At 63.4% G+C, this 18522-nt stretch carries 30 protein-coding genes; 28 read left to right on the top strand and 2 right to left on the bottom strand.

Annotation, left to right across the window (positions count from 1 at the left end; translation table 11 throughout):
* Nucleotides 1-54: 54 nt before the first annotated feature.
* From NV348_RS24755 to nrdF, 7 genes are all read left to right on the top strand, one after another.
* Nucleotides 55-387 carry an aldo/keto reductase gene (locus tag NV348_RS24755; protein ID WP_447151133.1) on the top strand — a complete coding sequence of 111 codons (333 nt, stop codon included), beginning with the start codon at nucleotides 55-57 and terminating at the stop codon, nucleotides 385-387.
* Nucleotides 323-745: an aldo/keto reductase gene (locus NV348_RS24760; protein ID WP_447148978.1), complete on the top strand. Its 423-nt coding sequence runs from the start codon at nucleotides 323-325 to the stop codon at nucleotides 743-745. The genes NV348_RS24755 and NV348_RS24760 overlap by 65 nt, the downstream gene beginning before the upstream one ends.
* A 165-nt stretch (nucleotides 746-910) precedes the next feature.
* On the top strand, nucleotides 911-1105 hold the full coding sequence (locus NV348_RS24765) for a hypothetical protein (protein WP_447148979.1): 195 nt from the start codon (nucleotides 911-913) through the stop codon (nucleotides 1103-1105).
* A 1-nt stretch (nucleotide 1106) separates the two neighbouring features.
* Nucleotides 1107-1421 carry a hypothetical protein gene (locus NV348_RS24770; RefSeq protein ID WP_447148980.1) on the top strand — a complete coding sequence of 105 codons (315 nt, stop codon included), beginning with the start codon at nucleotides 1107-1109 and terminating at the stop codon, nucleotides 1419-1421.
* 242 nt (nucleotides 1422-1663) lie between these two features.
* Nucleotides 1664-2113, top strand: coding sequence for a dUTP diphosphatase (gene dut, locus NV348_RS24775; protein WP_447151134.1), 450 nt, complete (start codon nucleotides 1664-1666; stop codon nucleotides 2111-2113).
* Complete coding sequence (locus NV348_RS24780; RefSeq protein ID WP_447148981.1) at nucleotides 2110-2379, top strand: hypothetical protein; 270 nt, start codon at nucleotides 2110-2112, stop codon at nucleotides 2377-2379. The genes dut and NV348_RS24780 overlap by 4 nt, the downstream gene beginning before the upstream one ends.
* Nucleotides 2367-3377: a class 1b ribonucleoside-diphosphate reductase subunit beta gene (nrdF, locus tag NV348_RS24785; RefSeq protein ID WP_447148982.1), complete on the top strand. Its 1011-nt coding sequence runs from the start codon at nucleotides 2367-2369 to the stop codon at nucleotides 3375-3377. Before NV348_RS24780 ends, nrdF begins: the two co-directional genes overlap by 13 nt.
* Nucleotides 3378-3416: 39 nt before the next feature.
* Here the strand turns inward: nrdF and NV348_RS24790 are convergent, their stop codons facing one another.
* Nucleotides 3417-4844: a hypothetical protein gene (locus tag NV348_RS24790; protein ID WP_447148983.1), complete on the bottom strand. Its 1428-nt coding sequence runs from the start codon at nucleotides 4842-4844 to the stop codon at nucleotides 3417-3419.
* A 175-nt stretch (nucleotides 4845-5019) separates the two neighbouring features.
* On the bottom strand, nucleotides 5020-6495 hold the full coding sequence (locus NV348_RS24795) for a hypothetical protein (RefSeq protein WP_447148984.1): 1476 nt from the start codon (nucleotides 6493-6495) through the stop codon (nucleotides 5020-5022).
* A gap of 906 nt (nucleotides 6496-7401) precedes the next feature.
* On the opposite strand from NV348_RS24795, the gene NV348_RS24800 reads away from it, so the two are divergent.
* The 21 genes from NV348_RS24800 (at nucleotide 7402) to NV348_RS24900 (ending at nucleotide 18493) form a co-directional block, all read left to right on the top strand.
* Nucleotides 7402-8109, top strand: a complete 708-nt coding sequence (locus NV348_RS24800; RefSeq protein ID WP_447148985.1) for a hypothetical protein — start codon at nucleotides 7402-7404, stop codon at nucleotides 8107-8109.
* Between the two features lie 624 nt (nucleotides 8110-8733).
* Entirely contained in the window at nucleotides 8734-9198 is a 465-nt protein-coding gene (locus tag NV348_RS24805) for a hypothetical protein (RefSeq protein WP_447148986.1), read from the top strand.
* A 131-nt stretch (nucleotides 9199-9329) separates the two neighbouring features.
* Nucleotides 9330-9776, top strand: coding sequence for a hypothetical protein (locus tag NV348_RS24810; RefSeq protein ID WP_447148987.1), 447 nt, complete (start codon nucleotides 9330-9332; stop codon nucleotides 9774-9776).
* A gap of 51 nt (nucleotides 9777-9827) precedes the next feature.
* On the top strand, nucleotides 9828-10319 hold the full coding sequence (locus NV348_RS24815) for a hypothetical protein (protein ID WP_447148988.1): 492 nt from the start codon (nucleotides 9828-9830) through the stop codon (nucleotides 10317-10319).
* Between the two features lie 140 nt (nucleotides 10320-10459).
* Nucleotides 10460-11218, top strand: a complete 759-nt coding sequence (locus NV348_RS24820; protein ID WP_447148989.1) for a hypothetical protein — start codon at nucleotides 10460-10462, stop codon at nucleotides 11216-11218.
* 70 nt (nucleotides 11219-11288) lie between these two features.
* A complete protein-coding gene (locus NV348_RS24825; protein ID WP_447148990.1) occupies nucleotides 11289-11615 on the top strand; it encodes a hypothetical protein in 327 nt (108 codons plus the stop codon).
* A 93-nt stretch (nucleotides 11616-11708) separates the two neighbouring features.
* Complete coding sequence (locus NV348_RS24830) at nucleotides 11709-11912, top strand: hypothetical protein (RefSeq protein ID WP_447148991.1); 204 nt, start codon at nucleotides 11709-11711, stop codon at nucleotides 11910-11912.
* Nucleotides 11909-12364, top strand: coding sequence for a hypothetical protein (locus NV348_RS24835; protein WP_447148992.1), 456 nt, complete (start codon nucleotides 11909-11911; stop codon nucleotides 12362-12364). The genes NV348_RS24830 and NV348_RS24835 overlap by 4 nt, the downstream gene beginning before the upstream one ends.
* A gap of 63 nt (nucleotides 12365-12427) precedes the next feature.
* Nucleotides 12428-12856 carry a hypothetical protein gene (locus NV348_RS24840; RefSeq protein WP_447148993.1) on the top strand — a complete coding sequence of 143 codons (429 nt, stop codon included), beginning with the start codon at nucleotides 12428-12430 and terminating at the stop codon, nucleotides 12854-12856.
* 43 nt (nucleotides 12857-12899) lie between these two features.
* A complete protein-coding gene (locus NV348_RS24845) occupies nucleotides 12900-13226 on the top strand; it encodes a hypothetical protein (protein WP_447148994.1) in 327 nt (108 codons plus the stop codon).
* 326 nt (nucleotides 13227-13552) lie between these two features.
* Nucleotides 13553-14212: a hypothetical protein gene (locus NV348_RS24850; protein ID WP_447148995.1), complete on the top strand. Its 660-nt coding sequence runs from the start codon at nucleotides 13553-13555 to the stop codon at nucleotides 14210-14212.
* 85 nt (nucleotides 14213-14297) lie between these two features.
* A complete protein-coding gene (locus NV348_RS24855; RefSeq protein WP_447148996.1) occupies nucleotides 14298-14579 on the top strand; it encodes a hypothetical protein in 282 nt (93 codons plus the stop codon).
* Nucleotides 14576-14854: a hypothetical protein gene (locus NV348_RS24860; RefSeq protein WP_447148997.1), complete on the top strand. Its 279-nt coding sequence runs from the start codon at nucleotides 14576-14578 to the stop codon at nucleotides 14852-14854. The genes NV348_RS24855 and NV348_RS24860 overlap by 4 nt, the downstream gene beginning before the upstream one ends.
* A 124-nt stretch (nucleotides 14855-14978) precedes the next feature.
* The gene (locus NV348_RS24865; protein ID WP_447148998.1) at nucleotides 14979-15131 is read left to right on the top strand and encodes a hypothetical protein; all 153 of its coding nucleotides are present in this window, start codon (nucleotides 14979-14981) and stop codon (nucleotides 15129-15131) included.
* A 30-nt stretch (nucleotides 15132-15161) separates the two neighbouring features.
* A complete protein-coding gene (locus NV348_RS24870; RefSeq protein WP_447148999.1) occupies nucleotides 15162-15461 on the top strand; it encodes a hypothetical protein in 300 nt (99 codons plus the stop codon).
* The gene (locus NV348_RS24875) at nucleotides 15458-15880 is read left to right on the top strand and encodes a hypothetical protein (protein ID WP_447149000.1); all 423 of its coding nucleotides are present in this window, start codon (nucleotides 15458-15460) and stop codon (nucleotides 15878-15880) included. The genes NV348_RS24870 and NV348_RS24875 overlap by 4 nt, the downstream gene beginning before the upstream one ends.
* Nucleotides 15881-15968: 88 nt before the next feature.
* Nucleotides 15969-17054 (top strand): DUF932 domain-containing protein, encoded by a 1086-nt coding sequence (locus NV348_RS24880; protein ID WP_447149001.1) that lies wholly within the window; start codon nucleotides 15969-15971, stop codon nucleotides 17052-17054.
* A gap of 21 nt (nucleotides 17055-17075) precedes the next feature.
* Entirely contained in the window at nucleotides 17076-17429 is a 354-nt protein-coding gene (locus tag NV348_RS24885) for a hypothetical protein (RefSeq protein WP_447149002.1), read from the top strand.
* 101 nt (nucleotides 17430-17530) lie between these two features.
* On the top strand, nucleotides 17531-17761 hold the full coding sequence (locus NV348_RS24890; protein WP_447149003.1) for a hypothetical protein: 231 nt from the start codon (nucleotides 17531-17533) through the stop codon (nucleotides 17759-17761).
* Nucleotides 17758-18054, top strand: a complete 297-nt coding sequence (locus tag NV348_RS24895; RefSeq protein WP_447149004.1) for a hypothetical protein — start codon at nucleotides 17758-17760, stop codon at nucleotides 18052-18054. The genes NV348_RS24890 and NV348_RS24895 overlap by 4 nt, the downstream gene beginning before the upstream one ends.
* On the top strand, nucleotides 18047-18493 hold the full coding sequence (locus NV348_RS24900; protein WP_447149005.1) for a hypothetical protein: 447 nt from the start codon (nucleotides 18047-18049) through the stop codon (nucleotides 18491-18493). Before NV348_RS24895 ends, NV348_RS24900 begins: the two co-directional genes overlap by 8 nt.
* The last annotated feature ends 29 nt before the right edge of the window (nucleotides 18494-18522 follow it).

Raw genomic sequence — 18522 nt, forward strand, 5'->3', positions numbered from 1 at the left:
GGCAACTTCTCCATCGGTGGCGACCTGCCCGTGCACCGAATCGGCTACGGCACAATGCAACTCACTGGTCCCGGCCACTGGGGTGAACCGGCAGATCCAGAGAACGCCGTGGCAATCCTTCGCCGCGCCGTCGAACTCGGTGTGAACCACTTCGACACAGCCGACGCGTACGGACCCGGCGTCGCCGAGGAGATCATCCGGAAAGCTCTGCACCCCTACCGCGAGGAGCTGGTGATCGCGACCAAAGGTGGGCTGACCAGACAAGGCCCCAACCGGTGGGCGCCCGTCGGCCCGGCCGCCTTATCTGCGGCAATGCCTCGAGATGAGCCTGCGTCGACTCGGCGTGGACGCAATCGACCTGTACTACCTGCATCGTGTCGATACTGAGGTATCGCTCGAGGAACAGGTGGGGGCGCTTGACCTGCTGCGCGAGCAGGGCAAGATCCGCCACATCGGGCTGTCGAAGGTGACCCTGCCGCAGATCATCGCCGCGCAGAAGATCACCCAAATATCGGCGGTCCAGAACCTGTTCAACCTCGCCGTCGACGGCAACCGGGACGTGCTGGACTACTGCACGCAAGAGCAGATCGCGTTCGTTCCGTACGCGCCGCTCGCGGCCGGAAACAGGTCGCTCAACCCCGGAGCCGCCCTGCGATGGTTGCTCCAGCAGTCGAATGTCGTCCTGCCCATTCCTGGAACGGCCAGGCTGAACCACCTCGAGGAGAATGTGGCCGCCGCCGGCTAGGCCACAGCCAGAGGACCAGGTCGTCTCGCGCAGGTAGTCGTCGGACCTGAGTGAGGCACGGGGAGCGGTGGGGCCGTCGAGAGAGCCGTGAGAGGCGGCGGCCCCACCGTGACCCCTATCAGCCGACCAACGAGATGACTTCGCTGTACCCGAATCATGAGCCGTTTGACCGACATCGCATCCGGAGCCCACATGACAACACAGCCCCCAGTGATGGAAGCAGCCGACACGACCAGCCTGGTCGACACGGAGGGCGAGCGACGGGGTCTTGCTTACTGCCTGGAGATCCAGCGAAGCATCAAGGAACTCGTCGACATGGGGTTGATCGCGCAGGTGGCCGAGCCGCGGGAAGGTGACTGAGGTGATCTGGGAAGTCCTTCTCGGCCTGGGATCGATCTGCGCAATAGGAGCGTTGATTGTCTGCCTCACGCCGCCGTCATTTGGCGATCTGGAACCCAGACTTGTCACGCGGCGGAGACCTCAGCCCGTGTACTACTTCGAGTTGCTGGATCTCATCGATCACACTGCGCCCGAGTCACCGCTGACCCTCCAGCAAGCGCATCGCGAATCGCAGCTCCATGCCCCATGCCCGCCGTGGCTGTGCCCGCGGAAGTCAGCAGCACTTGCCGTGCTCGATGCCAATAACCGCCGCTCTCCCAGTAGGACGATCCTGTGACCGCAGATCCAGCGCAACCGAGCCTCCCCGAACGTGCACCGTTTACTGGTCCGCCCATCGAGCTGGCACCGAGTACCACCTTCAAGCGGGACGCGGTCACCTTGGCGAAGGTGATCGCTGGGCTCGCCAGCCTGAACCCACCGAAGCCCGCGTAAGCGAACCTGACAGCAGCGCAACGGCCACGCTGAGGATTACACCCCTAGGCCCCCGACGACCCGCCAGCCATACGCTTTGAATCTGTGATCCAGGAAATCCCAGTTCGACTGCTGTACAACGACCTCCCGGTGCCGACCCGGGCGCACCCCGGCGACGCCGGCATCGACCTTCACAGCAACGAGACCATCCACCTCGCCCCCGGCGCACGAGCCCTCACAGGCACTGGCATCGCAATCGCAATCCCCGCCGGCATGGTCGGCCTGTTCCACCCACGCTCCGGCCTCGCCGTCCGGTCGGGGGTGACCGTCCTCAATACGCCGGGAACGATCGACTCCGGCTACCGCGGCGAGATCAAGGTCTGCCTGATCAATCATGGAGCCGACCCGGTCACGATCGAGCGTGGCACACGCATCGCACAGTTGCTCGTCCAGGCCGTCGAGCTGCCAGAGCTCGTTGTCGTCGACCAGCTCGACGACACCGCCCGCGGAACTGGCGGGTTCGGATCGACTGGTATCGGACTGGAGATCGCGGCGTGATCCTCAGCGAACTCATCCCCCACCTGGAGAAGGCTCTCGCGACCCTGGGCGATCTTGAGGTGGAGATCCCCGACGGCGGCTGCGGCTGCTGCGGGTACGGCACCGACGACATCACCGACATCCACATCGTGCAGTACGACGATGGCAACTCGGCCCAGCTACACCTCACCGACAGGCAACTCGACGACCACCGGCACGGCGCGAAGGCTCAGGTCTCCTCGCTCATGACCGGCGCCACCGCGGACCCGAGGGAGTGGGAGCTGTGACCATCGCGCGCGCCATCAACTGGAACCGAGTCCCCGATGAAAAGGACGCCGAGGTCTGGGACCGCCTGACCGGCAACTTCTGGCTGCCGGAGAAGGTACCGGTATCCAACGACATCCCATCCTGGACAGCACTCACCGACGCCGAACGCCAGCTCACCATGCGAGTGTTCACCGGCCTCACGCTGCTCGACACCATCCAAGGCACCGTCGGCGCGGTCTCGCTCATTGCCGATGCCGCCACCCCACACGAGGAGGCGGTACTCACCAACATCGCCTTCATGGAGTCGGTGCACGCCAAGTCCTACAGCGCGATCTTCTCCACCCTGTGCTCCACCAAGGAGATCGACGAGGCGTTCCGCTGGTCCGAGGAAAACCGAAACCTCCAGCGCAAGGCCGAGATCGTGCTGTCCTACTACAGCGCCGGCACCGACTACGGCCGCGGCGACGAGTGGCTCCACGACGACCGCGCGTTCGTCGCAGCGAAACGCAAAGCAGCGTCCACCCTGCTTGAGTCTTTCCTGTTCTACTCCGGCTTCTACCTGCCGATGCACTGGTCATCCCGCGGCCGGCTCACCAATACCGCGGACATGATCCGGCTCATCATCCGCGACGAAGCCGTCCACGGCTACTACATCGGCTACAAGTTCCAGCGCGCCACCGACGCCTGGCCGCCAGGCGACCGGGACGCACTGCGCGACTGGGTGATCGAACTGCTGCTGGAGCTGTACGACAACGAGCTGGAGTACGCCACCGAGCTGTACAGCGGAGTCGGCCTGGTCGACGACGTCGCCACGTTCTTGCGCTACAACGCCAACAAGGCCTTGATGAACCTCGGCTACGACCCGCTGTTCCCCAAGGACGACTGCAACGTCAACCCCGCCATCCTGGCCGCCCTATCGCCCAACGCCGACGAGAACCACGACTTCTTCTCCGGGTCCGGCTCCAGCTATGTCATCGGGAAGGCCGTTGAGACCGAAGACGAGGACTGGGAGTTCTGACGGTGGAAGCGGTGGGGTGAACCATCACAGTGACGACTCCTAGGGGATGATCGTATTGAGGATCGTCCCCCAGGATTCAAGAGCCTGCGCCAACTGTGGTGCCGCAGCGGCGGCCGAGTTGAGGCTAGAGAGAACGGAGCGGACGATCCCGCGGTTCCGCGCCCCAGGCTCACTGCTCGCGCTCTCGGCCAGATACTCGATATTGTCGATCAGATCCTGGCGGTCCGCGTCAGGAATCGCAGGGTCGGTCAATGCAGCCTGTTTGACGGCCTCCAGCGCATCTGCAAGCTGCGAATTGCCCTGATTGACTACAGACGAGATCGACGACTCTATATTCGAGATCTGGAGGGCTACCTGGCTACCATTGAAGACTCCGCCGCTAATTTGAATGGAATAGTTCGGAACCTGGCCTGACGCTTCGGTGTAATCAGACATTCTGGACTGCACATCCTTTAGGTAGTGAACCGATATGGAGAGAAAGGCTTTCGCCAGGCCAACGTTGCGAATGACGGAAAGCGTAGACGATTTGAATGACGCAATCGATTGCTCGTAATTCCGGCTAATTGTCGGAGGGGAGAGGAGGCTGAGGGCGTCTCTGATTTCCGATCTGATAGACCGGGCGTCCACCTCGATGTCCTCTGACTGCCCTATAGTCGAGGCCATCGAGGCGAGTTTGTGAATCAAGGCAGCGACGTCTTCTGCTATGAGGCGACCGAGATACCCATCCCTGACCCTTCCGTGTCGGTCCGGCGGACAGTAGCGTGGCTCCCGAAAATAAACCGGCGGCTGTACGGCAAGTAGTGGCTCGGAGAGAATGTCGAGGAGGTCGGCCAAGCCGCAGAGTGGACATCCAATTGTCTTCGGCGCCAAGCCTCGCTCAAGCATTCCGATTTCATCCGTCACGGTGGTGAGCTGTTCCTCGGCGTTCCTTACAGCCTCGACGACGGTGATCACGGCGTTGGCGCTTATGGATCGGACATCCAGTCTGGGGATTGGTGGCTCTAGAACTGTTTCGGAAAAGAAGTCCTTGCCTGTCTGTTCCGTAAAGCGAATGCGCACACTCTTTGTCCAATGGATGACCGCGACAAGCTGTTCATCATCGATTCCGATCGCGTGTTCAGACTCGATATGGTCCATAATGCGTTTATGGTTAGCTGCATAGCTCGTGGCCATTCGGCTAACCAGTTCTCGGCTGGGCGTGAAAGCGGGTCCTCCTCCGCCGAATGTGGCAGCGGGATCATAACTGTTCTCGTTCTCGTCCTCGTGCAAGTTGTCGGCTGGCGGTAACAGGGAATTGCCGCGAAGGTATCGTGCGAGCCTATCTGCCGTCTGGCCCATTTCGTTAATAAAAGGAGCTGTCACGTTCTGTGCTCGCAGCTCGAGGTCGAACGACTTGATCGCCTGATGGGCAGCCTCGATGCTCATTACCCCGGCGGTTGGGCTTCCCTCCATGTTGACATCCTTCATTGACTTTGACGGTCGCGCAAGTAGCTCCGGTTCGACACACGCCGGTGCTTGCAGGCATCCGGATGCCGGCGATGGAGAGACCTCTGGTGGGGATCGGGAGTGCCGCCAGGGCGTGCGTTGGACGGGTAGGGCGTGTCATCCAGGAAGTCACCGTGGCGGTGCTCGAGATTGAAGCCTATGCGAGAGTGTTGAGAATCGTTCGCCATGACGCAAGGGCTTGCGAGAGGTGGGGTGCGGCCGTAGCTGCCGAGTTGATGCTTGAGAGTGCGGATCTCACGATCCCTCGGTTGCGCTGCTCGGGCGCTGTCGTAGCTGCGTCAGCCAGATATTTGATATTGTCCAGCAGATCCTGTCGATCGTTGTCACACAACTCTGGGGCTCCGGAGGCTGCTTGCTTAATGGCCTCTAGTGCCGCGCCTAGCTGATCATGTCCTTGATTCAGCACGGTTGAGATCGAGGAATCAATATTATGGATCTGATGGCCAACCTGATTTATGGTTCCACCGTTGATATTGATCGCGTACGTTGCTTGCTGCGGAATCTGGCCGGATGCTTCTGCGTAATCTATCATGCGAGCTTGCACATCCTTAGTGTAGTGAATCGCTATTGCCAGATAAGCCTGCCGTAGCAGCGCGTTGCCGAGGGGGTCTACGTCGGCGAAGCGGACATCACTCGTGTATCCGACAAACCTCAAACGAACTTCTGCTGGTTCAAGTCGATATAGAGTATCGATTATGTCCGAGAATTTTTGCTGCAATGATCCTCGGTCTGCCCTGTCTGCATTGGCATACATGTCAATGAGATGTTGCGCGTGTTCGTCTAAGTCTTCTGTAATTAGCCGCGCGAGACTTCCTGCTTTAATGTTGCCATGTCGAGGTGCTCCGCGGTACTGCGACGCCGAAAGGAAAGTAGGTGGCGCAGCCTCGCGAAACAGGCTTGCTAGACTCTTGAGCTGTTGCCATGTGTCGCAGAGAATGCACCGATAATCCGGCCAGCTGAAAGGATCCGTGGCGGCTAGCAAGTTATCTTGGTGCCACTCCATGGTTGCCGTCAATTTTTTAGAGATTCGGCTTACCGATGGGCCATCTAGTCTGCGATAATCTGTGTAGTACATGTCCGGGTAGGTTACATAGCTGCCAAGGTAGCTGCGATTGCCGGCAAGCCTTAGCGCTTCATCTGTATACGCTGCGATGTACGTCCTAAATGGGATGCCCCAGAATTTTGAAAACTTATCGGACAGCGACGCTATCCAGTAGAACGGGGAAGTCAGTGGATTCGGCTCGATCGGCGATCCGGCCAGCAGGCTCGAAAGGGAAGTCACGTGGCGCTCGTCAACGTGGTTGATCATCTGGTTTTGCGTGGTGCTCGAAACAATGGCCCGAAAAAATGGTCGGTCCGAGGGGTCGCACTCGTAGCTGAGATCAGACTTATCGTCGGCGAGGAATTGTTCGGAGGGTTCCAAAATGCTGGCATAGTAGTCTGCATCGGCGGCGAGGGATTGAAGAAACGGGATGGTCACGTTCATGTCCCGCAGGCTTTGGTTGTACTGCTGAATGACGCTGTACGCCATGGGGATGCTCATGATCTGAATGCCGCTTGCCTCCGGTCCACCCGCCATGGCTACATCTTCCATCGGGCTCAGTTCTCGCACAACTGATTCCATTCGCCGACACAAGGATCGGGTGAGCGACACGGACGACCGTGTGCGCAACCTGGCAATCGCGAACCGGAGGCTGTCGACGCTAGCTCCCCGCCCGATCCTTCGGTTCCTCTAGGCGTGAGTCGTCGCGACCCTGGAAACCCGTACGCGCGGCGAACAACAGAGCACTGCGCTGCCCTGCCTGACCTGCGGGGGAGGGCCCCCAGGGGTGGTGGGTGGTGGTCCTGGCTGGCGCGCCGTGCCTGCCGCGCCGTGCCTGCCGCGCCGTGCCTGCCGCGCCGTGCCTGCCGCGCCGTGCCTGCCGCGCCGTGCCTGCCGCGCCGTGCCTGCCGGGCCGTGCCTGCCAGGCCGTGCCTGCCGGGCCGTGCCTGCCGGGCCGTGCCTGCCGGGCCGTGCCTGCCGGGCCGAGCCTGCCGGGCCGAGCCTGCCGCGCCGTGCCGCGCCGGGCCGTGCCTGCCGGGCCGTGCCGCGCCGGGCCGGGCCGTGCCGCGCCGGGCCGGGCCGTGCCGCGCCGGGCCGTGCCTGCCGGGCCGAGCCTGCCGGGCCGAGCCTGCCGCGCCGGGCCGCTGGCCCCCGTATGTGCGCGTAGTTGATACAGCCTCAGCCTAACGTCTTGACCTGCGGTTATATCGGATAGCCGCAGGTCAGGCGGCGTTTTAGGTGCCCGCTTCTGGATATTCGCAGGTCAGAGCGTTGTTAGGGTTCCCATACTTAGGGTCGCCTAAGTTTGGCGAGTTTGGCCCAAAAAGGCCATCTGACCAGCAGGTTTGACAAGTTAGCAAAACATCGCGTAACTTTGTCGTCGTTCGGCCAGCGAGGCCGGACCGACCGGGTGACATTCCCCCGGCGGAATTCACCCCCAACCGGTCACGGTGACCGGATGAAAGGCAGGCTGAAATGTCCGAGACCATGACCGTTGTCGAGTCCGACGCCGTCGAAACTGTCGAGGTGGAAAGCGTCGAAACTGTTGCCACGCCGCCACTTGGCGAAACGATCGGCGGATGCTTTGTCGAGTACGCCGAGACGTTCCGCAAGGTCACCCGTGCTGGCGAATTGCTGGGGCAGGTTGTCGAGTTCAACGACCGTTGGTTGGCTGTTCCGGTTGACGGCATGGCGACCGACTACGAAACGGATTTCCTCGCTGTCGAAGCGTTGATTTCTGCGCAGATGGCGGCGGCGGCGGCGAACATGATCGCCAAGGGCAAGGGCAAGAATGCCAAAGAACGGGCGCTGTCCCTGGTCACTGTCCACACTCGCCGCTACTACAAATTCTCTCGCGAGTTGACTGTTGCCGAGAATGGCTATAAGCGTGCCGTGTCGGCGGCGGAACGGGCGGCGGCGTCCGCCAAGGATAAGCGCGAAAAACTGGCGGCGGCAAAGTCGGGTTTCGTTGCGCAGGACAACACCGACATTGCCGATCGCAAGCACAACCTTGCTTGGCAAATCGTTTCGATCCACGATGCGAACCGTGTCGAGGCGGGCAAGCAGCTCGACACCGTGATTGCCCAGCGTGCGCAGGCTGAGCGCATCGCTGTCGACGACCATGCCGCGACTCAGGCCGACGTGGACAAGGCGCGCGCTGCGGGCAAGCCTAAGCGCAAGTGACCTAACGGGGTCGATTGCGGGTCGCACACTCGCACGTGGTGAGTGTGCGCCACCGGAGTTACCCGTTAATTCCGCCCGGCATTAGCCAGAGCTACGGCTCAATAGGTGAAGTCGGTTTCCGAACGGCGCGACCGAATCGCGCCCACGGTATGGGCCCTGTGATGGGGTGTCCTGCCATTCCGCCCAATCGGGCAATCAATCTCTACCCAGCTAGACAAACCTCTGCGATTCGTGGGGGCGGCAGGCCGAACGTGATCGGTTACTGACGGATTAGGGGTCGGAAAATCCCGAATCAAAACCCGCGCTTGCACTTTCGGTTCACGCCGATCGGAACGTGTGGCGGCGATTCTGCCGGGCTAGTAGGCGCATGTTGTTTGAGAACTCCATAGTGTGTGGGCGAAATTATCCGCCCGGTTTCATTCCCTGTTCTGTTGCTGTCGACTTGTCCGGCATCTAGGGAAGCTGGGCCGGGCGTGAATGCGACGAACGGCCGTAGCTGGTAGCGGCGTCGCTCGGTATCCGAGTAATCCGCTTGTCGGATGAGTGCGAGGGCGGCCGGTGGTGTGAGCGCCGGACCGCCAATCGGACTTATTCGGTCCATTGACTTGAACAATAGGAGTTGCAATGCAGGTTATGGAAACGGTCGCGGGTACCGCATCGTTTGTCTCGGTCGACGTGAACAACGTGCAGGTGACTGCCAAGGGCATTCGCCTGTGGGATCAATTCGGCACAGAGTACGCGTTTGGCCGGTCGCGGCTGGCGACGGCGCTGCACAGCGTGTATCTGGCGCACAAGCCTCGTGTGCTGGCGCTGGATTCCGCCGGGCTGATCGTTGGCGTCGCCGATGATCCGGCCTACGTCGGCACCGGCTGGCTCGCCGACACTGATCGAAAGCGCCTGTGGGTCCGTGGATCTGGCGAGACGACCCGTGATGGGCGAATCACCTTGTCGACCGGCGCGACCGGCTTGGCGTATGAGGCGCCCGAAGGCTCGGCGGTCAACGCCGTGATGGCGGTCGCGCAGCCGGGCAGCCGAATCGACGTGTGGCTGCGGCGCGGCACGAACGAAATCGTCGGCGCCATCTTCTGACCCGATGTGTGAGCACGAGTGATCGGCACGAGCACACGGCTGTCAGGCCCTGTGCTCCTTCGACTACTTGCGTTCATTCCCGCGCCAGTCCGGCCGGGAGTGTTTTCCATCCACAACCAGGAGGTTGTTCCATGTCCACCAACAAGCTGGTCAAGGCAGTGAGCGCGATGGCGCTCGGTGCGTTGTTCGTCGTGCCCGGAATCGGCGACGCCGACGCACAGCCGCAGTACAGCCAGGACCATCACGTGGTCTGCTTCACGATGGCCATCGGTCCCGGGAAGCACGGCCCGGCAGCCAATACGCCGATCTCGTTCGGCTACAAGGTGCACTGCAATGCCGCGCCGACCGTGCGGCAGATCGAGTACATCCTGCACCGAAAGAATCTCGCCACCGGCCGTGACGAGGTGCAGGCCTTCGGACGGACCTACGACACCACCCCGGACAAGGAGGAGATCTTCTTCTCCGAGTGCTCCGGCGATACCCTCTACGAGTTCTGGACTGAGGTCAACCACATGGCTGAGCACGCGAACTTCGACTCTGACCAGGTGTTCTCTGACCGCGTACTGCTCACCTGCTGACCTATGTCGGTCCCATCTGCTACACCAGAGGCAGGAGAAGGGAGTCACCCCGTGACCACACTCGAGCACCCCGCCGCCGTCGCCGCCGAAGCGGCCCTGGCTGACCAGGCGATGCACGCAGAACGCCTCGTCGACCGGGGATCGACTGTCGTGGTGCAGCTCGGCTCACCCGACCACGAGATCATCGTGCTCGTGCCAATGGACTCGGACGGCTGCGGTGCTCCTGTGGGAGCCGTCGGCACGTTCCGCCGCCCGATCGTGCGAGCTGACCGCACCGTCGAGCACAGTCCGATCCAACTGCTGACCAGGAAGCGCGCCACGCTTCCCGGCCAGCAGCATTGGTGGGTTATCTCAGCAGTAACCGCCGCCGATGCTATCGGAGTCCAGGTCACATCAAGTCAGGACACCCACAAGTCGGTACCCGATGCGGAAGGCCGCTTCATCGCGGCCGTGCAGGTACGCGAGGGCGAGGTGCCGTCGGTGACGGTGAGCACCCGCGACGGCGACACGGTTAGCGTGCCGCCGGACTACCTCGGAAGGTAATCCGACACACCACCCGAAGGGGCATCGCCGAACCAGGCGGTGCCCCTTCGCAATTCATCGAGTCGTTCCCGTCGAGTCGGCGGGATTCATACGGCGCCCAGGGTTTTCCCTGGGCGCCGTTTTCGTGCAAGGAGAAGACCATGACCATGCTGCTCGATTCCGCACCGGGCCTCGATTGCGACGGCGCCGACGAGGAGACCGTTCCCACCATGCGCGCCGTGCTCATCGACGAGCTGGGCAGTGACTGGGCCCGCCACGTCGATCACGTGGCCACTGTCCGCACGGCCACAGTGAAGCGCCGCGTCCTCGACGATGACGGACGCACCCGCGAGGAGACGACGCTCGACTGCGAGCTGCTTGTGCTCGAACACACCAACCTCTACGACCTGATCGGGCACGAGGACCCCATCAACGTCGGCAACCATCGCGCCCTGCAAGCGGACTGGGGCTCGCAGGTGATCACCTACGGTCGCGAGGAGTACATCGCGATCGATCTGGACGACGAGGCCGCGCCCGGAATGACCGACGTGCTGCGCGTGCTCGCCGACTCGCTGATCCTCGACGACGACGAATACCACACCGCCTCAGTGGAGATCGTCAAGGAACACTGGGCCGACTACGGCGAGAAGGAGACCACCGCGGAGGTCGGGAAGATCCTCGGCAGCGAGCTGGACGACGACTCCGCCGAGCTGATCATGGGGATGCTGCGGGAAGGCTGGTTTCACCGCTTCGGCGGCGTACCCGCACCTCACTTCCCGGCCGACCCGTCGTGGGTCGACTTCGGCGCGAAAGAACTGGCCGCGTGGATCTCCGCGCGGCTGGGGCTGGTGGTAACGCTGCGATTCGCCGGCCGCGCCCGCGTCCTCGATCTTCGCCCTCGGCGGCTGTTCGCCGCCTAAGCCCTCAACCGTCCCAATCTCGGGGCCTGCCGTCCGGCGGGCCCCATTTTTCTGCCCTGAGGAGGGTTTCGTGGAGTTCCGCAAGATGACCTCGCACCAGAACGACAGGCTGCGACGTGCGTGCGACCAGCTCGGCGTCCGCTTCGATCCGGCGCACTACTCCTTCGACGGCGACCCGATGTGCGTGACGTTCACCGTCATCGGGCAGCTCGGCGGTGCGATCTCCGGCTACTTCCGCAGCACGCCGATCGTCCAGGTCGACGCCAGCGGCGGTCTGGCAGTGCTGGGGGTGCCGCGTCCGAACGGACTGTCGGTCAAGGGTTCCCGGCTGATGGCGTACCAGCCGCCGGTGAATCTGACCCAGGCCGCCGCGGTGTGGGCACAGCTGCGGGCCTGAGCGTTGGGCTCGGCTGCCAGACACACCCGCGTTTGGCGGCCGTACCGAATTGTCGAGTCCCTCTGTCTCCCAATGTTTCTGGAGGAATATGTCATGTCCGATTGGATTGATCATGTGATCATCGCGGCGGCCCGGCAAGGGTTTGCTGTGGTGCAGCGCAAGGATGGCCGATGGGTGTTGCATCGGCAGGGAATGTATCTGGTGCTCGGTGAAACTCCGGAGGGTGTGAAGGCGCTGGCCGAGTTCTTGTCGGCGCTGCGAGCGGCGGGCATCGACCTGAGGGGTGAGCGCCCGTGAGCAAGATGAGCCTGGACGAGTACATGGAGTTGCTCGCGGCACGTTCGGCTGAATGGCGGGCCGCGAATCCTCCTCGCGAGGGGGTGACGCCGAAGCCCTGGATCATGCCACTGCTCACCTGGTTCATTCGCGACGGCGACGAGGAACTGGTGGAGTTGCCGCCGGAGCCCGAACCCAAGCCCAAGCCCAAGCCGCGCTACTACCGGCCAGCGTCGTACTGGCGTGCACGATGTGAGGCACTGAAACAGCAGATGGCTGCGCTGGCCGAGCCGATCATCCCCGATCGCGCCGCCGCGGGTGGAGTAGCGCTGGGCCCGCGACGCACTGCGCGAGTTCAGAAGCTCGAGGACGGTCGCCTCCAGCGCTACACCGCGTTGAGCCGCAAGCTCGAACATGCCCAGCGAATGCTGCGCGCCGCCGAAACGCGAGAGGCCAAACAGGCATCGAGCTGAACACCATTCCTTCCTGCCCGGTCACGTCGATGGCCAGGCCCAATTTCCGTGAATGGAGCGATGATGAACAACCTGGTGAATGTGACGTACACAGGCACCCACGGCCTGCCCGATCCCGATCCGCTGGACATCGGCCAGGCATTGCGCGATCTCGTGGAAGACCTCGAGAACACCTACCCCCACGGCAATTCCGATGGCCGTCAGGCGCGGGCATGGCTGACCGTCAACGGCTGGGTGGTGGCGACCCCGATGGCCGATGGCCTGGCGTTCTATCAGTTTCCACCGGTGCCCCAGTTGGTATCCGGTTCGGTTCGGTTCGGCGACCTGCCGCTGCTGTTGTCGCCGGAAGGGCTGATCGACCTGCTCATCTACACCGCGTTCGCCCAGCCATTCACCTCGCTGGCGGTGGCGCGCGACCAGTCGGTGATACGTCTGGATGTCCGGCCGCATGAGGGATCCGCCAGGGTCCTGCGGTTCGAGTTCGAGGCCTGACACCATGGGTTTCCTGCATTGGCTCTCGTGCCATCATGGGCAGGTGAGCGACAAAGCGTGGCTGGTGGACGTGCAGCTGGTGGAGCTGGCCCTGCCCGGCGGCGATGATGCCATCGAGACCGGGCTGATCAGCCTGGCTGACCTCCTCGGCCACACCGCCATCATCTTCAACGCCGACACCGGCGTAGCCGTCGTACCAGTCGCCCTCGACGCGCCGACCGAGTCGGTCGCTGCCGCAGCAGCTGAACGCGCCGTCGCCGAGGCCGTGTCGGCACTGCACTGGTCGGTCGGCATCGCAGCGACCCGCACAGTGCCGGTCGATGACGAACTGCGCGAAGCGTTCCCTCCCGACGGAACTCCACCGTCATGATCGGCAACGCCACCGACAGGCCCCCAGGCACGCACCTGGGGGCCTTTTCTATGCCCGTTTTCAGGAGGTACTCGTGCAGCACCGTGTAGTGCTGGCCGGAACGGGGCGTGAGATGCGAACCGGAATCCGCGGTAGCGCCCAACACTGTCTGACCTGGCTTCGAGCGTTGGCCGCTCGCCCGGATGGCTTGGCCTCCACGACAGGCACCCAGGTCCACATCCTTCGACCCGACAGCACCGTGCTGCCCGGAGTCCGATTCGAGCTGCGGGCCGAACAGCAACAGGAGAACGACTCATGACCGACCACGTCACCGGGAGCAACAGGCCATGCGAGAACTGATCGAAACCCGGGAGAACGGCACACGAATCCACTTCGAGCACGATGACACGTGCAGCTCCCCGTATGACGACGGCGACTACATCCACATGTCAGCAGTCATCGGCCAAGGGTGGGGACACTACGACCTCTACGAGTCCAAGGACGACGAGATCCCCGTGACCGCCACGCAGGTGCAAGAGGCCCTGCGCCGCACCGACTACCGCATTGTGGCGCGCTGGCTAAAGGCCGTACACCACCTGACCGTCGACGGAGACGGCCGCTCGGAGCTGTTCTTCACCCGAGGCGACGCCGAGGATCTCTCCAACGACATGGAGATCTTCAACGCCTGGCGAGAGGGTAATTGCGGCGGCTGGATCGTCGAGAGCCCAGACGGAGACGAGATCGAATCCTGCTGGGGCTACTACATGACCGAACCTGAGCGTGACTACATGCTCGACCAGGCCAGACAAGCCGCCGACGCCTGGACTCCGAATGTGGACGCCATGCTCGACACCGCTGTCGGCCTGCTGTCGAAGGCGATGCACGGCACCGACCACCTCGACGGCGGGTCCACCGTCCTCGAGTTCATCGACCGAAAAGGCCGCCCCATCCAACTGTGGCTGTCGCACAACGACGGCTGCATCAAATGGGCCGTCCAGCCCAGCTGACCCCCGACTCATCAACCGCCCCACCGCACTTCACAGCGGTGGGGCTTTTTCATTGCCCCGCAGGGCACTTCTGGAGGTGTTTCTCATGTTCATCGAGCGTGTCGCTCGTCCCGAGCAGGTGCAGCGCGAGGTCGCGCTGCACGCAGAGGCCGGCGTGCCCGTCGGCGACAGTGTGGCCCGCGCCCTGGCACAAGCGCTGTGGAGCGACGGCGACGCCGCGCTACTGGCGATGGCACTGGGCGAGTCGTTCGACCCCGCCCGAGTCGACCTGACCGGAATGGAGTTTGCCGCCGACCCGGCCCGGATCGCTGCACTGCGAGCATGGCTGCGAGTAGCGAGCAAGCGAGCCTCGGCGGTGGTCGGGTGAGAAATCGCCTGATCGAGTTCGACGCGATCGACCACACCGACCCATCCCGTCCAGGCGGCCGGCTGCGCTGCCAAACCTGGTACCCCGGCCCGCTGGAGGACACCGTCTGGGTCCTCGATCCCGACACCGAGGGCCTGCCGAACAAGGGCGCCCGCGTCGTCGACGTCCGCCGTCACCGCGAGATCAGTTGGCCCCCGACGGGCGCGCGCGAGCCCGCGGCGGCTGGGCCGCAACTGCTGACGCGTGAACCTGCCGCGCAGTACGCCCTTTTCTGATTCTCCGAACGAATTTTGAGTCCCATTTCCTGGCGGGGCTGGATTTACACCCCGCGTTCCCCGGTCGGGGACTCCCGGTAGCTTCACCGAACGATTCAACAATCCGTCACTCCCGGGGGATTCAGTGGACGAAAACTACGCCGACTATCTGAGATTCGTGCAGGTCACGGGCAACTTCTTCCTCGGCTGGGAGACGTGGAGCGGGCAGAGCGACTTTCCCGACTTCGTCACCGGCTATCAGGAAATGTTCGGGCTTTGCGAAGCCCTCTTTGTGTGACCGAAACTCGACCAAGAAAGGAACAGAAAAATGAATGATTCCGCTCCCGCCATCGTCGGCGACAACTGTCAGGCCGCCGCCATCGCCGCTATGAAGGCCTTCGCTGCCCACCACGGCGAACCGACCGACATCGAGGTCGAGGGCGAGCTGATCTGGGACGACAGCCAGATCGCAGACTTCCTCACCTGCACCCTCAAGTACCTGACCCACCGCCGAGTCGACCTGCCTCATGTCCTCGGCAGCGTCGACCGCGACTTCAATGCCGAGGTCGACAGCGACGTCGCGTGCCTGTACCTGATGGCCTGGGTTTACACGGACGTGCGCGAGTGACCTATCGCGACCACGACTGGTACGTCAACCAGGTCGGCGTCCTCGAGCGGCAGGCGACCAATACCGAGCGGCAGCTCTACGCCGAGATCGCCCGCAGCGCCGCGTTGATCGACTACATCACCGCCGCCGGACTGACGCTCGAGGATCCAGAGATCCGCAGCAAGGTCAGCTCGAATCTGGTCGGGGAAATCCTGACCGCCAACCGCGCCGAGCGGTGTGAAGCCTTCCGCATCGACATCGTCAGCCTCACCCACGAGGTGACGCAAGCGCGCAGCCGAGGCGTCGACGACACCACAATCCTCGACGCCACCGTCAAAGCCATCAACAAGGCCGTCGCCCGCTGCAAGCGGCGCGAGATCGCCGCCGCCGCAGCCAGGGCCCAAGCCGCAGAACGGCTCGCGCTCCTGCCGCACCGCTAACCCGCTAAACCCTCTACCTCCCAACACCTTTCAACAGGCCGTCCGGCATCAGCTGGACGGTCTCCCAACCATGCAAGGAGCACCCCGCATGTCCCAGGAAACCTCGCAGTGGCTCAACACCAACACCCTGATCGGCATGACCGCCGAGCGCGGCAACGCCTGGCACTACCGCGCCGAGGAGCAGGGCGAGGAAACCAACCACTACCCCGGCTTCGTGCCGGTCGCGGATGTCGTTCGGCGCCTGTTCAACTGGGATGCCCAGAACACCAAGCTGCGCATCCAGGTCCCCGCCGACACCGAGAACTTCACCACCATCGGCGATGACGGCACGCTGATGCGAGAGATCGTCGACGAGACCCGCAACGTGACCTATCACCCGGTCACCGGCCAGATCTTCGGCGTCTACAAGACCGACAGCATCCACCAGTACTCGGAATGGCTGCTCGACAACCTCGCTCACCTGGTCACCGCCGACGGCCTGGCGGTTACCACCGACTCGCTGGGCATCGGTTCGGCAGGAGTGCTGCGCGGCGGCGCCCAGGCGTGGGTTCAGCTCGAACCGCACGAGACCTTCAAGACCCCCGAGGGCGTGGCCTACCGCTCCCACATCACCGCCTACTCCTCCCACGACAGCAGCATGGCCACCACCTACGGCCGCGGAAACACGGTCGTGGTCTGCGACAACACCTTGAGCCTGGCTCGCAAGGATATGTCGCGCACCGGCCAGCAGTACAAGGTGCGCCGCTCGTCGAAGTCGATGAGCACCAAGCTCGAGGACGCCCGCCAGGCCCTCAACCTGATCATCGAAAGTGCCGACTCGTTCGCCGAAGAGATCAAGCGGCTGTGCGAGACGTCGGTGACCGAGCGTCAGTGGCAGGCCTTCCTCGGCGAGATCGCGCCGTTCCCGGGCGAAGAGGGCCGGGCGAAGACGCTGGCGGAGAACCGCCGCGAAAAGCTCACCAGCCTGTACCGCAACGACCGGCGAGTCGCACCGTGGGCTGGCACCGCGTGGGGCGTGCTCCAGGCCACCAACACCTACGACCACCACGAGGCCAGCCTGCGCGGCGGCATCACCCGCGGAGAGCGCAACACCACTCGAGCGATCGACGGCGAGCAGGCCAAGTCCGACGAGAAGACCTTGCGTCTGCTCGACCTGGTCCTGTCCAACTCCTGACACACACGAAAGCGGCCAATCATGCCCATCACCACGCCTCAGCAGCTCGATCTCGCCCAGAGCGTTTCTGCCTGGATCCAGCAGAACCCGGGCCTGCATAACCAGGCCACCTACACCGCCGAGACCGAAGCCGGTGCGGAGCACTGCATTGCGGGGATCGTCGTAGCGCTGACCCCCGGCGCACGCTTCGACTATTGCGGCTGCTGCGTAGCCACCGCCGACGGGGCCGTCGATATCGCCGAATTCGCACAGATGGAACTCGGACTGACCGAGCAGGAAGCCTTCGACCTGTTCTTCGAGTACCGCAACGCGGTGGCGCGCCAGTATCTCGATCAGTTGATCGCTGACGGTTCGGCCCATCTGGCAACTGTGTGACCTGTGGGTTTACACCCCATGTTCCTCGTTTCGCGGCGCCGGGCAGGATTCGCCCGGCGCCACGGAGCCTCCTGAAAACCCCTCCGAGAAAAGGAATCACATTGAGCAACATCGACCAGGTGCGCTTCCGTGTGCAGCACGACACCGGCGGCGAATGGCGCACATCCCACGGTGCCGACCTGGCCACCTTGGACAAGGCCTGCCAGCGCGTCAAAGCCGGTCCCGGAACCCAGCACCGAATCCTCATGATCACCGGCCCTGACGACGCCGCTGTCGTTGTCTGGCAGGGCAAACGAGTCCCGAAGTTCCTCGGCGCGGCGGTGACGTTGTGAGCGGCAAGCCTCTTCGTCACGACACGGTGCTGAACGAGGGCTGGGCAGTCGGCACGACCGACCTCGGCGAATACCTCACCGTCATCGGCAGCCGCTACAGCGCCTATCTCGTCTTCCCCACGGCCGAGGCTGCCGAACCTCGAGCGGAGTTCTTCCGCGAACGCTTCCACAACCCCGCCGACGTGCTGGTCCGCAAAGTGCGCCGCCTCGGCCTGTGCGAGTACCTGCTGATCGACACCCCCGCCACCTCTGCGCCGGGCACCGCGCTCACCGAAGGAACCAGCAATGTCTGACGGATTCAAGACCGACTACGAACTCCTCCGCGACATCGACAAGTCGATCAAGCTGCACGAGGAACTGGGCCTGGACACCTTGGCACTCGAGGAGATCCGCGACGGTGTCGAAGCTGTCGCCGAGATCGACGAGCAGATCGGGCAAGCGCTGGACTCGGTGCGGACAACAGGCAGGTACCCCGTGGTCGGCGGCCACGTGCGGCGGGCACTGGGGCGCGCTGGATTCCAGATCGAGCCAGCCGACGACACGGTCGAAAAGTTCATCATCGGAAAGTCCGGTGGCATCACGATCCTCGTGCCCAACTCGGCGACGTGCGAACTTGCCGACGACATCCGAGACATGGCCAATCGGCCTGGCAGCGGCGCGCAACTGTTCGTCGAACGCATCCGCCCCCACCGGGCCACCGTCCCCCAGACCGACAACGAGCCCCCGTTCTGAACCCGTGGGGCACACCGTCAGCCCCGAGT

It is taken from the genome of Nocardia fodinahabitans (genome assembly GCF_052983615.1).